Consider the following 15,062-nt stretch of genomic DNA (forward strand, 5'->3'; position numbering starts at 1 on the left):
AATGGTAAAAAATCGCTAATCTGTTTAGTTTATCTTGAGAAATTTTTTCAGGATGGCAACCTAATACAGTTACGGTATTACAAAAACTTTTGCCCAAGGAGCAAGGCGCTGCAAAGGAAATTTCTTTTAGAACTCCTTAAGTACGAAATACAGAACGGTTTGCACGAAATACAGCCCGTGAGATGATTGATTACATCAGTTTGGATATATCGTATTTGGGTAAGGAAAAGTTGCTTAGTAATCCTCATTTGAATTTTGAGCGGCCATTTAGAATAAAAGAAAATGGTGAAATAGAAGTAATTGAATTTGAAAAAGGAAAGGTAAAACCTGAGTTAGAGGCCAATTACAAAAATCTTAAATTTCAGATTTACCGGAATGGAGCCATTTACTTAAAAGGGTCACTTCATGTATTCTGGAATGACGGGGTACACAACTATAACGACTTTGGAATCGAAGACCTCAAGACCGTTTTGAAAGAACTTGAAACCAAATTTGGTATCATTCCAGAGAAGACAAAAATACGTCATCTAGAATTTGGCGTTAATCTTCAAGATTTGCCCTATGATACACATACCATCATTAAAAATATCATGTTTCATAATGGTAAAGGGAAACCGCATGAATACAGATACATAATACAACGAACCGCAAGTGAATACAAGGCAATAGAAAAACGGGTAACGTTTTCACTTAAATGCTACGATAAGGCCAAACACAAAGACCAAGAAGGAAACATCTTTAGATTTGAATGTAAGTCACATAAGAGCGTTTATCTAAACGAATTAGGAATAATATACCTTTCTGATCTCATTAATACTGATGCAGTAAAAAGATTGGGAAATCGGTTAGTACAACTTTGGAGAGAGACGGTAATAAGAGACTGGACCATAAATCTAAACAATCTCAAAAAGAAGGACCGAATTAAAATTTTGGAATGGCACAACACAAATTACTGGATAGACTTGTTCGAAAACACCAGAGGCAAAGACCGGAATAAATTCAATAGGGAATTGAGCAAGTACCAAAAACTAGTGCAAGAACACCACGGTAATGCACACAAGACAATAGAAGATGCCATATCTGAAAAGTGGTGCAAGATCACCACGGAAAACAAAACCATTGGCAAACAAGAATTAGTGCAAGATCACACTATTATAATACATGATCTTGCACCAATTTGCAGCAACACAATAACGGATTCAGAAAACGCCCCAGGGACAAGTAAAGAAACCAGGGTTTGCAAGGTTACCGGAATTGATATTAGTCATCAGAAGGAAGGGAGTTCATTTCTCAGAGAAACCACACTAAAGACCATCAAAGAAAAAGAGCCTAAAATTTATGAGTACCTAAAATTGAAGTTTGGTCCAAAGTTAAAACAGCCTAAGGACCAGGCCGGGGAATTTGAAATGATCGCAAAGAACATCAGAAACCAGGACAGCAATCCCAGGGCACAACAAAGAGCACTCCAACACAAAAAAGAATTGGCAGTCATTAGATACCAAAATAGTTTATTCCCACTTCAGACAGCCCAATCGAACTAAAACCACTGACAAGACATTAGCAAGAGAACAACATTGAGTTACCAATGATAAATCAAGATTTGAAATGAGAACTTCAGCAACCAAAAACATCAGATCAAATAAACCCAATTTGCAGACGAGAATTGACGAAATAGCCTTCGACCTTTCAAATGGTATGTCAAGAAATGAGATAGTACGAAAAATAGAGAAAAAATATAATATCAAGTCTAACCAGGTTGACAAATACATCAGAATGGCCAAAGACCAGGCAAATGGGCAGCGTCAAGACAAGAAAACAGCGTTCGATAACAACCACCATCTAAAAGAAATTGAGGCCCGTACAGAGGCCCTATTAACGAAAGAACAAATTATCAAGGGTCTGACCCAAATATTTTTCAATGAAGGCAACAATGTAAAACCATCGGACCAAATAGCAGCAGCAAAACAGATCAGTATAATGATGGGATGGAACGCACCTCAAAAAACTGACCTATCTATCAATAATGATATAAGAACTGTAATTCAATTGTTTCATGACCAGGCGCCACTTATTGAATAAGTAAATCTTGATTACCTACCAATCTGATCAGATAATTTTGAGTAATACTGAGCCTTATCAGAGATCAAATCGAATACCCTTGCAAATTGACCTAACAGTGGAATAAATGTACCCATTAGATTTATAGCCCTTTCCGCACTATGCGGACAATTCTTGACCCACTCTTTACAGGCACTCTCTAAATCCCTTGAAAGGTCATCATGTCTCATTGAGGCATAATGCTGAAGGTTATCGAACAACTCAGATAAAAGAATTATTTCTAATTCTTGATCGATCGTTTTTTTTGTTTCAATTGATAAATTCTGATCCATTGTATTGATTTATGATGATTAAACAATTTTGAAATATCACATACGAAATCGTGTACGAAACACATATAAGATTATAATACATTGATTTACAAAGTACATTCGAATCCTGACGGGATCACTGGAATGCCTTGTAGATGTAGATTTACAAGGCATTTTGCTTTTTGGGTCTCATTGGGGTCTCACTTTTGAAGAACTTAAATGAACTTTAATAAACTCCAATTAAGTCAACTTTTAGTCAACAGATTGCAGCCTTCATGATAGGAAATAAGCTTTCTGGCAGGAATACTGTCTGATTAATAGGTGGCTGAACCATTGGCTTCATATTAGAACAAATTGTTAGTATTTTTTATCGAAAAGAAGAAAAGTACTTAATTTTGATAAAATTAGTAATTTCGCTATTAAAATAATGCAATATGATCTATAACATACAAAAAATTCTTTTTCCTATTTTTTACTTTTTAGGTACTTTATGCTATTCTCAAAATTGGCAAATTCAGAATACTGCTACTAATTTTAACGACATATTTCTACTAGACAATAATAAAGGATGGATTGTTGGCGGGAGTGGAGTCATCCAGCATTATGATGGGGTTAAATGGGTTTTTCAGAATTCTGATAATAAGAATAACCTATCTGCTGTTTGGGCATTAGATGAGAATAATGCATGGGCAGTTGGTAATTTAGGCACTATTTTAAAGTATAATGGAAGTATTTGGAGTACTGAAAATTCTGGTACAACATTAGATTTATTAGGTGTGTGGGGCTTAAATAAGGATAATGTTTGGGCTGTTGGTCGTTCGGGAACTATCCTTAAATATGATGGAAACAGCTGGATTCCTCAAGCTTCTGGTACAACCAAGAACCTTGCATCAATTTGGGGGGCTGACATAAATAATATTTGGGTGGCAGGAGCAACAATTCTCAATTATAACGGAAACAACTGGTCCCAAATAAATGCAGATACCACAAATTATCTTTATAAACTTTGGGGAGTTGATAAAGATAATATATGGGCCGCTGGTGTAGGGGGAACTGGAAAAGGTACGATTTTAAAATTCGACGGTTCAACATGGTCAAAACAAGCTGCAAATACAAATGCATTTCTTTTCAATATTCATGGAACTGATGCAAATAATATTTGGGCAGTTGGTACAGGTGGGGTGATCTTGGTTTATAAAAATAATCAATGGGTAACTCAAATTTCAGGCACTACTGAATTTCTAACTTCGGTATTTGCTAAAGATGTTAATAACATATGGGTGGTGGGCTATTCTGGTACTAAATTATTAGGTGATGGCTTAAAATGGAATAAGCAAAATATAAATAATCAAAATCTATTCAATGTTTGGGTTTTTGACCCCGGAAATGTTTGGGCAGTTGGTAGTAAAGGACTAATTGTAAAATATGATGGATCAAATTGGATAACCCAAGACTCAAAAACCGCGAATGATATCTGGGGCATCTGGGGTAGTGACTCCAAAAATATTTGGGCCGTTGGGACTAAAGGAACAATTCTTAAATATAATGGTAGTAATTGGAGTGTTGAAAATTCTGGGATTACATCAGATTTACTAGGTATGTGGGGCTTAAATAAGGATAATATTTGGGCTGTTGGTCGTTCAGGAACTATACTTAAATATGATGGGTCTGCCTGGGTCAGCCAATTGCAAAGCAGTGGAGATTATCTATTTGGTATTCATGGCATTGATGCTAATAATATTTGGGCCGTAGGTTATTTAGGAAAAATTTTCAAGTTCGATGGAAATAATTGGATATCCATGAATTCTAATACTACGGCAACTTTAAGAAGTGTTTGGGCGGCAAATGAAAAGAACATCTGGGCCGTAGGAGAAACTGGAGTATTGTTAAAATATGATGGTGTAAGCTGGGCTGTTCAAAACCCTGGGGTTAAATTAAATGATTTGTATGGGGTTTGGGGTACAGATGCGAATAATGTATGGGTTGTAGGAACTCAGGGTATTATTTATAAATATGATGGAACAAATTGGATAAAACAGAATGTACCAATATCCGCTAAATATTATGCTATTCACGGTAGCCAATCAGATATATGGACAGTCGGTGATGGTTCAACCATTTTATATTCAAAAATAAGTTCTGTTAGTGTAACCGAAACTAAGAATTATATGAGCGTTGCAATGTACCCCAATCCTGCAAATGATTATGTACAGTTCTGTTTCGATCAGGAAAATAGTGATGTAGCGGAAATTACTCTATACGATCTATTAGGAAAACAAATCATGACTAAGGCAACTATATTGAATAATGGTAAATCAAATGTAAATATTGATCTGGCTGGGCTTCAAAAAGGAGTATATCTGACAACAATTAGCTTGGGTCGAAATAAATGGAAAGGAAAGCTTGTTGTAAATTGATTTAGACTAACATAAATTGATAATCATTCGTCAATTTTATTTCTTTAGTAATTAATATTTTGATTGCATTGGTCGGAATCATTTGAATCAAAAGATTTCATTAGAGATATAATTGTAAGCTTTTAAAAAATTATCTACCCGATAAATTTGCGTGGCAAAAAGGATACGGTGTATTTACCTATTCCAAATTGCATATTGACAAGGTGGAGAAATATATTTTATATCAACCTGAACATTATAAAAAGAAATCGTTCAGGGATGAATATTTATTACTCCTGAAAAATATTAATATTGATTTTGACGAAAAATATTTGTTTGAATACTATGAAATGAAATGATGTCAGGGCTAACGCCCCTCCTCCAATTCACACAACACATTTTGCTGCGGGGATGTCAGGGCTAACGCCCCTTGAATTTCGACAAATAAAAAGTGGGGCTTTAGCCCTCAAATCTTAATAACTTTGAAAGCAAAAAAAATGACAGAGGGGCGTAGCCTTGACATCTAAAATACGAAAATACAAGATCAATGTTATTTTGATTTAAACAAATAAGAAATGGGGCGTTAGCCCCAAAATCTTCCTAATTAGGAAAGTGAAAATGAAAATACAGGGGCGTAGCCCTGACATCAGTATCACGAAAATACCAGCGCATTGACATATGAATTTCAACAAATAAAAAGCGGGGCTTTAGCCCCACCATCTTCGTAATTAGGAGAGCAAAATAAAAATAAAGGGGCGTAGCCCTGACATCAAAAATACGAAAATATCAAAACAACATCATTTAAGTTTAAGCAAATATAAAACGGGGCTTTAGCCCCAAAATCTTCATAATTAGGAAAGGAAAAATAAAAATAGAGGGGCGTAGCCCTGACATCAAAATTACGAAGATGCCAGAGCTAGGTCATTTGAATTTAAGCAAATATAAAATGGGGCTTTAGCCTTACAATCTTCGTAGATACGAAAATGTTAGAGGAAAGTTATGTGAATTATTAGCACAAAAAAAATGGGGCTTTAGCCCCACCATCTTCATAGATTAGAATGCAAAAATATTAATACAGGGGCGTAGCCCTGAAATCAAATCAACTAAGATGAGAGGGGGCCTTCATTTGAATTTTCAAAAAATAAAATGAGGCATTAACCACAAAATCTTAGTATTTTTGATAGATGAATGAATAAACACTAAAAGTCAAGATATGGAAACCCTAAAACTCCAAAAAAATATTTAATTCAGGTTTTGTTTGCTGATGCAAATGAAGAATCCTAATGAACAAATTAAAAATAATAAAATAGGGGCGTTAGCCCCTAAATCTTCATAATTAGGAAAATAAAAATATAAATTCAGGGGCGTAGCCCTGACATCAAAACACATTATGGCAAACACCTACACCCAATTATACATACAATTTGTTTTTACCGTTAAAGGGAGACAAAACCTTATCAAAGAATCCTTTCGCGATGAATTAGAAAAGGTGATGTGTGGTATTATTACCAATCATAAATGTAAAACCTATGCTATCTATTGCAATCCCGACCATACGCACATTTTTGTTGGAATGGATCCAACAATGTCGGCCTCAAAACTCATGGAACAGGTTAAGTCGGGATCGTCGAAATGGCTTAATGAAAAAAAATACATTCCTGGGATATTTTCATGGCAGAAAGGATACGGTGCTTTTTCCTATTCTAAATCGCATATTGATAGGGTTGTGAAATATATTTTAAACCAACCTGAACACCATAAAAAGAAATCGTTCAGGGATGAATATTTGTTGCTCTTGAAAAAATTTAATATTGATTATGACGAAAAATATTTGTTTGAATACTATGAAATGAAATGATGTCAGGGCTAACGCCCTTCCTCCAATTCACACAACACATTTTGCTACGAGGATGTCGGGGCTAACGCCCCTTGAATTTCAACAAATATAAGGAACGGAGCGTTAGCCCTAAAATCTTCATAACTTGGAAAGAAAGAAAATACACAGAGGGGCGTAGCCCTGATATCATAATTACGAAAATATCAAAGCAACGTCATATGAATTTAAACAAATAAAAAACATGGAGCTAACCCCCAAAATCTTCATAGATTAGAATGTAAAAATATTAATACAGGGGCGCAGCCCTGACATCAAAATTACGAAGATGCCAGAGCTACATCATTTGAATTTAAACAAATATAAAATGGGGCTTTAGCCCTAAAATCTTCATAACTTGGAAAGAAAGAAAATTGACAGAGGGGCGTAGCCCTGACATCATAATTACGAAAATATCAAAGCAACGTCATATGAATTTAAACAAATAAAAAACATGGAGCTAACCCCAAAAATCTTCATAGATTACAATGTAAAAATATTAATACAGAGGCGTAGCCCTGACATCAAAACGAATTATTAAATTTACACATTGAATTTTGCTTACAAATACTTTCCAGTACCTCTACTCCATCCTCTCAAACTTTGCCTGAAAGAATCTTAGGTATTTTGGTTCGTAGACCATTTTAAGGCCTTTGATTTTATCTCGTCTTTGGAATACCCTGCTGGTGGATTCTGCAATCACATCCATGTGCGCCTGGGTGTACACCCGTCGGGGAATGGTAAATCTGACCAACTCCAGTTTTGGAAAATAATTTTCTCCATTGGCTTTACGACCGGCGGAGACGATGCCCCTTTCCATGGTGCGGACTCCTGAGTCCAGGTAAATTTCAGCGGCCAGTGTCTGTGCAGGAAACTGCTCCTGAGGGATGTGAGGGAGGAATTTTTTTGCATCTACAAAAATGCCATGACCACCAATGGGCTTCACAATAGGGATGCCATATTCCATCATTTTTTCGCCCAGATAAATAACCTGACCAACCCTGGCTCGGATATGTGCGTCACTTACACTCTCGCCGATCCCAATCGCCATGGCTTCCATATCTCTTCCTGCAAGCCCACCATATGTGTGCAGCCCCTCATACACCACAACCATGTTCCTGGCCTCTTCAAACACATCCCAGTCGTTGACCGCCAAAAAGCCGCCTATATTGACCAAAGCATCTTTTTTAGCGCTCATGGTGGCGCCGTCGGTTAAATTGCAGATTTCCTGGACAATCTCTTTGATGGTCTTGTTTGCGTATCCTTTTTCTCTTTGCTGGATGAAATAAGCATTTTCTGCTACACGGGTCATGTCATGGATGATCTTGATCTTGTGCTTCTTGGTGAGGGTTCTGAGCTCTTTTAAATTTCGAATGCTGATGGGTTGTCCGCCGGCCATGTTTACACTGGTAGCGATACTGATGTAGGGAATCTTTGCAGCACCGTGTTTTTTGATGAGCCGCTCTAGTTTGTTGAGGTCAACATTTCCTTTGAATGGAAACTCATTTTCAGCATCATGAGCCTCATCAATGATGATGTCTTCAAACTTACCTCCGGCGAGTTCCTGATGGAGGCGGGTAGTGGTGAAGTACATGTTGCCGGGGATGATGTCGCCTTTTTTGATCAGTATTTTAGACAGTATGTTTTCAGCACCCCGCCCTTGATGAGTTGGAATTAAATATTTGTAACCGTACACATCGCGCACCACCTCCTCCAAATGAAAAAAGTTGCGACTGCCGGCATAGGCTTCATCACCCATCATCATGCCGGCCCATTGGCGGTCACTCATGGCAGATGTGCCGCTGTCGGTCAGCAAGTCAATATAGACGTCCTCGGATTTTAGTAAAAAAGTGTTGAAACCGGCTTCCTTTAGCGCTTTTCTCCTTTGGGCCGGGGTGGTCATTTTTAACAACTCCACCATCTTTATTTTATAGGGTTCTGCCCAACTTGCTTTTATGTTTTTTTTCATAGGATTCTGTCTTTTGATGAGTGTCTTACCCTTTTTGAGGTTTTATTAAGCCCTAATGTTGAACATGAAGTATATGAGATTCATTTTCCAGTTCGATGGCTTTAGGAAACAGAATGTTGTTTTCCAAATGGACATGAAGGTGCAGGTCATTTTCAAAGTCTTTCAACATGGAGTAACATACTCTGTAGGTGGTACAACCATCTTCCGGTGTTGTGTATCCATTGCTGAGCAATGACATTTTTCTAAATCTTTCTCCTTCGACATCGTGTTCCTGCATCATCATTCGGATGGGGTTTTGGACATTTCCAAAACCTGGTCGAATGTGATCATCAGGGTTCACTTTTAAGGAAACCAGTGATCGCACATAAGGGAAAAGTATCATTTCCTCTTTCCTCATGTGTGCCTTTAATTGCAGGTCTGATTCATTGAATTCTTGGTTGATTTTATACAATTCAGGGTGTCTGCCGCCATGAACTTTACACAGTTTGTCCAAAAATTGTATGATTACCGGACTGTTCTGCAGGATGTACCGGTGGTGTTTTTTCTCAATGTAGTCAGCCAATAAATCCAAGGGCCATTTTTGAAAATTCATGGAACTCTTTTCCGGAACTTTACATGCCAGCTTTAATTCTTTGAGCAGTTCTTGTGTTGGGATGTTTTTTTGTGTGCAAGCTTCCTCAATCGTTCTTCCGCCTTTACAACAAAAGTCAATGTCGTGTTTTTGAAAGACGGCTGCTGCACGATAGTCTTCCGCAACAAAATTTCCTACAGTGGCAATATTTAAGATTTTCATTTGGTGTGTTTAATGGTCTTGAATTATTGTGTATCTAAATGATTTGCCCTGAAAAAGCTTCGCAGAGTTCTTTCATCCAGAGACGTGAATTAATGAACAAAGATAGGTGTGATGAGAATAGTGGATTACTTTGTCCGAATATATTTGGTCATATCCATACATGATATTTGTCATTGGTTTGCGAGCCTGCCAATGCTAAAAAGGATAAGAACCGAATATCATTCTCGAATTCAAGACATGCTAACAGCATATTAAAATTATAATTGATCGTGAAAGCAATTGTCTAGTATGGAAACTTTTTCTCGAAGACAATTTATAAATTATTGAGTGGATTTATTGGAGGTAAGTGGTAGTGATGAGCCGGTATGCATTTTTATTTATTCACAATAACGTCTGATAATTAGATAAGGCTTAAGTTGCAACAGGGTGTCTGCAATTTATTTATTCAATTCTATTAAAGTTGTAGAGAGAATCCTTTCGAAATAATTTGAAGGAAACACTTTTAATATTTCCTTCGAATTATTATTGGTAACGTAAAAATAATTTGGAAAATCAAGATTACTTTTAAAGGCACATCCAAATTTGTCACCTTTTTTAAATATATTTTAATGCCCGCCGTTTGAAACCCATTGTTGCTATTTAGCAAATTTAAGCCGGATTAATCCTGATGTTGAATAATTATAGTCGCTCTTTTAATATACAATAATCTGACCAATTATTTCATGTACAGTGATAAATATTGTTCGTTAGGGTTAATAAATTTTATTTCCAATACGTCAATATAAATGCAACCAACAACAGGGAAGCAAGATGATACCCTGTGTTAATGGCAAATAGCTTCCAGGATTTTTTTTCCCAAACAGTGCCTCCCAATTCTCCGGGTAAATAAAAACCGAGCCAGGTGAATATTGCTGCGCTCATCGCATTTGAAAAATTTCCCATTTCATTCATTCCGGGTACAAAGGTCCAGGCTGCAATGTTGTGTGCAAAAACCCATGCGAACAGTATATTCCCAAACACCATAAATGCCATTCCTTTAAACATTATTGAATTGTCAGGCTTCTCGTTGAGGTCATAACCCATTTCTTTTCCCCAAGCTTTTCCAAACAATGGAGTGTACCAGATAAACCCAAGAATGAAATTTGCCACTACCGCAATTGCAATGGCTGTCATGTTAATTCCTAATTCCATATTTAAATCGTTTAAGTCCTAATCATTTGGCTTTTCGGATTCGCCCCGCTTTTGAAATGGTCTCCGGCCCCCATTTATCAATACAATATTAATGAATTTCTAAAATCTCAAGTTATTTTGCAGTATTTTATTGGGGTATTCTCCTGAATTGAAAAGTTAAGTAAGGTTATAATGCCTTAATGCAAATTTATTTTCAAGCATCGAATTCTTCAATTAAGTTGCTTTTTCGGAGATGGATCATATTTTGAGTATTGAGAGTGTCGAATTAAATGTTGCCCATGTGAGGAATCACTTTTTAAGAGACAAGATGTTTACAAATATTCAGCATCGGAGGAAAATGCCTTATTGGCCTTGGCCCTTGTGTTATGTCTCATCATTAGATAGTAGGTGCCAATCAACATAATTAAACAGCTTGATGTCCAAAGCTTGTAGCCCCATTCATAAGATATGATGGCATGTGAAATTCCTCCTTCATTGTCCATGGTGGATCCAAATAGCAAGAAGGAAAGCGAGAAAATCACAGCGAAAAGGCTTGACATCATGGAGACCTTCAAATTCCGGGATAGGGTATACCAGGCAATAAACAAGAAAGGATTGGCGAGCCACGCAATTCCGGTTCCATCGGTGAATATAGCTGCCCACCCAAGTAAGAATGCCATGATTGAATCTCCGCAAGTGGAAGTCGAGCAATAACATTTTTGCGTGAACGATATCAGAAATAGAAGAATGCTTATGGTGCGTATTTTGGTCTTCAGCTCTTTATCTTCTATCATCTAATTCTTTTTATTTGATCTTCTAAAAACAGAGAACAGACAAAATAATATTAATTATTTTAGAGGCCATAAAATTAATTTAAAATACCAATTCATTCGTCAATGTAAAACCTACCCGATTTTTTTTATTTGTAAAGTCCAGTGAAAAGTCAGGCATAAATTTATTTTTTGTCAAAATGCGAATTGAACCTGCATTGTCCTGATGGGTAAAGGCTTCTATGGTTTTAAGTTTCATCACTTTAAATCCAAATTCAAGTACACGTTCCAAGGCCTCACTCATGTATCCCAAATTGTGGTACTCCGGAACAAGCGTGTAGCCAAGTTCTGCTTTTAAATTGGTTTTCGAAATATTCCAAAGACAAATGGTTCCCATGAATTTTCTGGACTCCTTTCGGGAAATTACCCACAAGATGGTTATTCCTTCGTCGATCTCTTTTAGTACCCGAGTAATAAAATCCCGGGATTGCGATATGTGATCATGTCTGAAACCATCAAGGTAGGTATTCACTCTATCGTCTGTCCGATGCGCAAAAATATCCTGATCATCAGTGAAATCAAGTTCCCTTAAATTCAGGCGTTGAGTGGTCAAAACAGGAAAAGGAATGAATTTAAAATTGGCATTCATTGGACCATTTGATTTATATTATGGAGCAAAGTTAGCAATTCAAATCAGGTTCAAAAACCTGGTAATACATCCTGGTTTGACAACAAGTTTTCAAATCCTTGGACTTACAAATTTTGAGTTCAGCCATCATTGGATTTTTAACATCTGGCGGTCTTTCGTTTTTTCCCTATTTGTTTTTTCTCTAAAATCTTATGGAGATAATCACTTGCCAAAGGAACTTTGCAGGAGGTGCCGTTCATGTCTACTTCAACAGATCCAACTTTTTTAGCAATGTTGGTTGCTTTTTCATTCAGTTCAGCTATAAAAGAACCAATGGCTATAATGAATCCGTTCATCGCATATTTTACCCTGCCTCTTGCAGCATGAATTTCTGTTGGAATCTGATCCAACAGTTTGCTGTAAGCATTGATATCCAATTTGTCATCTGGATGTACACTTGCGTAATAGGAGAGGGTAGACCATCCGGCTGCTGCAATTCTTTCCTCATCCGAACGGATCCACTTGAGTCCCAGTTCGAAACCAAATTTCGTTTCTGCGGCCACCCATGGAACGGTGTATTCACTTAAATAAAACCAGTATGCTTTTTTAACCCAATCATTTAAATGCTCTTCTGTTATTTTGCTTTCATCAGCCATCAGGCCTGCCAAATACATCGCATCAGAGTTGCCGGTATCATAAAGTTCCAGAGACAGCTGATGATCCTTTTTTGTTTTTTTGAGAATCGTTTTAAGGTCTGCTACTTTAACGCCAAACAAGGGTTCCTTTGCGCCATGGCTTATATAGATTTTTTTTGTTTGTTCGCTGCCAAACATTTTTAGTTGATTCATTACCTCACTTGCAGTCATATGCATCATTTAATTTTCTCAATTCCAAAATTAAGGAAAATTAGCAAATTGGTGAATGGCCAATGATATGCAAAATGAAATGAACCTAATTCATAAAGCGCTAAGCTCTTTGCATGGCTTGTATAGAAATGCTTAAAGGTGCTTGGCAAAATCAATCATTCCCTGAAAATCTATGACAACTGCAGGTTCATCACCTACCGTCCAGGCATCATGGCCGGAAGGTAGGAGCGATACATCGCCGGGGTGACAATCGAATTCGGTTCCATCATCCATTTTAACACGAAGGATCCCGGAAACATGGTATTGGAAATGGGGCGCTTCGCAACTGTGCGTGTGGACAATAGGTTGAACAGAGGTAGACCATCTCCATCCAGGTTCGAAAATACCCCTTCCAATAGTTGCTCCTCCAATATTAAGTAACTCAAGTCTTCCTTTTGGAAATTCCCGGATTTCATCAGCTTTACTGAAGTTATTCCATTCGGCCATTTTTGATTTGTTAGTTTTATTTTCCATTGTTTATTTATTTATGATGCAAAGGAAAACAAGCTAGCAGAGGCATAATTGTAAATTTTTCGGCAAGACTTGTATAATTCAGAGTTTCTTGCGAAGATCTTGTGGAGACAGGCCAGTTCGCTTTTTTACAAAATGACTGAAATGTGAAGGGTCGTCAAATTTTAAGTAGTACGCAATTTCTGAAACGGATTTATCGGTAGCGCGCAGCTGAACCTTGGCCTCCAGTAATAATATATCGTGGATGATTTGTAAAGGTGAACGGCCAAATGTTTCCCTTACCACTTCTGATAAATGCTTGGCTGAGATGAACAACTTTTCTGCATAATCATTCACAGTCCGGTATTCAATAAAATATTGTTCAACAAGCAGTCTGAATCCATTTGCCAGTTGCTCCTGTCTACTGGAATTGGTTTTTATTTCTTTTACCCGAGGTCGATAAATTTCGCGGATTCTTAAAAGTAAAATATAAATGAGATTACCAAGCAGTAAATTCTTTTCTGTAGATTTTCGCTCGTATTCCTCTATAATATTTTTGAATGCAGCCTGGATAATTTCACTTTCTTGCTGATTTAGGTTGATGATGTGTGGAGCATCAAACTGGAAATAGGGAAACTCTTCTGAAAGAGGTTTTGTAAGAAGGGCTTTCAAAAATTCAGATTTGAAATGAATGCAATAGCCTTTGCAGTTTTTTATGTGGTCGCTTGCATACAGCATATTTTCAGGCACTATCACCAGATCGTTGGGATTTAACAGCAAGTGATCTGCGCCCAGTTTAACATCGTGTTCACCTTCCAGGAGCAGGTAAATCAGGTTAAATTGCCTTCTGAGTGCCGGAAATATTTCACAATTTTTATGTTTGTCCTCAAGCGTTCCGGGCATCACCATCATGTCAAGGTCGTACACTGTGGTGTCGAGATTTATCAATCGCTCAAACTTCTCCAGCGTTTGAATGTTCAATATTTCTTTTTTCCCTTTCATATAATTAGCTTCTCTGTCAGTATTTCATACGGAATGGATATTGGTATCTTTCAATTTTAATTTCATCTAAGACCACTTGTGGGTCGTAACAATCATTCAAATATAATCACTTTCTTGTTTTTTTTGTAAATGAATGATGGAGTTGGCTATGACTTGGAACAGTTTTTTTTAGGGTCAAAAATTTTAAGGCAAAAGACAAATAAATAGAATTTGATATTTATTAAAGTAATTACTTTCTGATCAAGGTCTGCAACAATCCATCCTTGCAAAGTATATTTCTGCCTAGTGATTTATTAATAATTGTCCGATGGGTTTTAGAAAAGATTTGTCTTTTGTTCAGGAATCGCTTGCTGCACTCCGCAAGATCTTTTCCATTTTACGTCCTTTCGCCAATTCATCAACCAGCTTGTCCAAGAATCTTACCTTTTGTGTCAACGGATTTTCGATTTCTTCTACCCGATAGCCACAGATGAGTCCGTTAATCAGATGCGCATGAGGGTTTAGCGTAGCTTTTTCAAAGAAAGTTTTAAAAGTTACTTTTTCTTCGAGGAGGGTTTTTAATTTGTTTTCATCATATCCGGTTAACCATTCAATTACTTGATGCAATTCTTCTTGAGTTCGGCCTTTCTTCTCGATTTTTGCAACGTAAAGAGGATATACAGTAGCAAAAGTCATTTTTGCAATTCGTTCATCGTGGTGGCTTGTGTTGTTCATTTTAATAGATTAGCTTAATCCGC

Annotated in this window: 14 protein-coding genes; 4 read left to right on the forward strand and 10 right to left on the reverse strand. The window is 36.9% G+C overall.

The features are described 5' to 3' along the window. The first annotated feature begins 182 nt into the window (after positions 1-182). Together IPJ53_08875 and IPJ53_08880 are read left to right on the forward strand one after the other, a co-directional pair. Positions 183-1,541, forward strand: a complete 1,359-nt coding sequence (locus tag IPJ53_08875; GenBank protein ID MBK7799212.1) for a hypothetical protein — start codon at positions 183-185, stop codon at positions 1,539-1,541. Positions 1,542-1,605: 64 nt separating this feature from the next. Further along, entirely contained in the window at positions 1,606-2,079 is a 474-nt protein-coding gene (locus IPJ53_08880) for a hypothetical protein (protein MBK7799213.1), read from the forward strand. Positions 2,080-2,090: 11 nt separating this feature from the next. On the opposite strand, the gene IPJ53_08885 is transcribed toward IPJ53_08880, so the two are convergent. Further along, entirely contained in the window at positions 2,091-2,390 is a 300-nt protein-coding gene (locus IPJ53_08885; protein MBK7799214.1) for a hypothetical protein, read from the reverse strand. Positions 2,391-2,803: 413 nt separating this feature from the next. Between IPJ53_08885 and IPJ53_08890 the strand changes: the two genes are divergently transcribed. Both IPJ53_08890 and tnpA read left to right on the forward strand, forming a co-directional pair. After that, positions 2,804-4,786, forward strand: a complete 1,983-nt coding sequence (locus IPJ53_08890; protein MBK7799215.1) for a T9SS type A sorting domain-containing protein — start codon at positions 2,804-2,806, stop codon at positions 4,784-4,786. Positions 4,787-6,155: 1,369 nt separating this feature from the next. Beyond that, positions 6,156-6,623: an IS200/IS605 family transposase gene (gene tnpA, locus IPJ53_08895; GenBank protein ID MBK7799216.1), complete on the forward strand. Its 468-nt coding sequence runs from the start codon at positions 6,156-6,158 to the stop codon at positions 6,621-6,623. A gap of 598 nt (positions 6,624-7,221) precedes the next feature. Here tnpA and IPJ53_08900 read toward each other — a convergent pair. The 9 genes from IPJ53_08900 to IPJ53_08940 all read right to left on the reverse strand — a co-directional run bounded on the left by IPJ53_08900 (position 7,222) and on the right by IPJ53_08940 (position 15,039). Continuing rightward, positions 7,222-8,607: a tyrosine phenol-lyase gene (locus tag IPJ53_08900; GenBank protein ID MBK7799217.1), complete on the reverse strand. Its 1,386-nt coding sequence runs from the start codon at positions 8,605-8,607 to the stop codon at positions 7,222-7,224. Between the two features lie 52 nt (positions 8,608-8,659). After that, positions 8,660-9,400, reverse strand: coding sequence for an iron-sulfur cluster repair di-iron protein (gene ric / locus IPJ53_08905; GenBank protein ID MBK7799218.1), 741 nt, complete (start codon positions 9,398-9,400; stop codon positions 8,660-8,662). Between the two features lie 762 nt (positions 9,401-10,162). After that, the gene (locus tag IPJ53_08910; GenBank protein ID MBK7799219.1) at positions 10,163-10,591 is read right to left on the reverse strand and encodes a DUF1761 domain-containing protein; all 429 of its coding nucleotides are present in this window, start codon (positions 10,589-10,591) and stop codon (positions 10,163-10,165) included. A 311-nt stretch (positions 10,592-10,902) separates the two neighbouring features. Then, on the reverse strand, positions 10,903-11,250 hold the full coding sequence (locus tag IPJ53_08915) for a hypothetical protein (GenBank protein ID MBK7799220.1): 348 nt from the start codon (positions 11,248-11,250) through the stop codon (positions 10,903-10,905). Between the two features lie 193 nt (positions 11,251-11,443). Continuing rightward, positions 11,444-11,989 (reverse strand): GNAT family N-acetyltransferase, encoded by a 546-nt coding sequence (locus tag IPJ53_08920; protein MBK7799221.1) that lies wholly within the window; start codon positions 11,987-11,989, stop codon positions 11,444-11,446. Between the two features lie 137 nt (positions 11,990-12,126). After that, complete coding sequence (locus tag IPJ53_08925; protein MBK7799222.1) at positions 12,127-12,834, reverse strand: DNA alkylation repair protein; 708 nt, start codon at positions 12,832-12,834, stop codon at positions 12,127-12,129. 132 nt (positions 12,835-12,966) lie between these two features. Continuing rightward, on the reverse strand, positions 12,967-13,347 hold the full coding sequence (locus IPJ53_08930; protein ID MBK7799223.1) for a cupin domain-containing protein: 381 nt from the start codon (positions 13,345-13,347) through the stop codon (positions 12,967-12,969). 78 nt (positions 13,348-13,425) lie between these two features. Then, positions 13,426-14,325, reverse strand: coding sequence for an AraC family transcriptional regulator (locus tag IPJ53_08935; protein ID MBK7799224.1), 900 nt, complete (start codon positions 14,323-14,325; stop codon positions 13,426-13,428). Positions 14,326-14,661: 336 nt separating this feature from the next. Beyond that, positions 14,662-15,039: a DUF2200 domain-containing protein gene (locus IPJ53_08940; protein MBK7799225.1), complete on the reverse strand. Its 378-nt coding sequence runs from the start codon at positions 15,037-15,039 to the stop codon at positions 14,662-14,664. Positions 15,040-15,062: the final 23 nt, after the last annotated feature.

Origin of the sequence: Candidatus Vicinibacter affinis, from assembly GCA_016714365.1 — a bacterium.
GTDB lineage: Bacteria > Bacteroidota > Bacteroidia > Chitinophagales > Saprospiraceae > Vicinibacter > Vicinibacter affinis.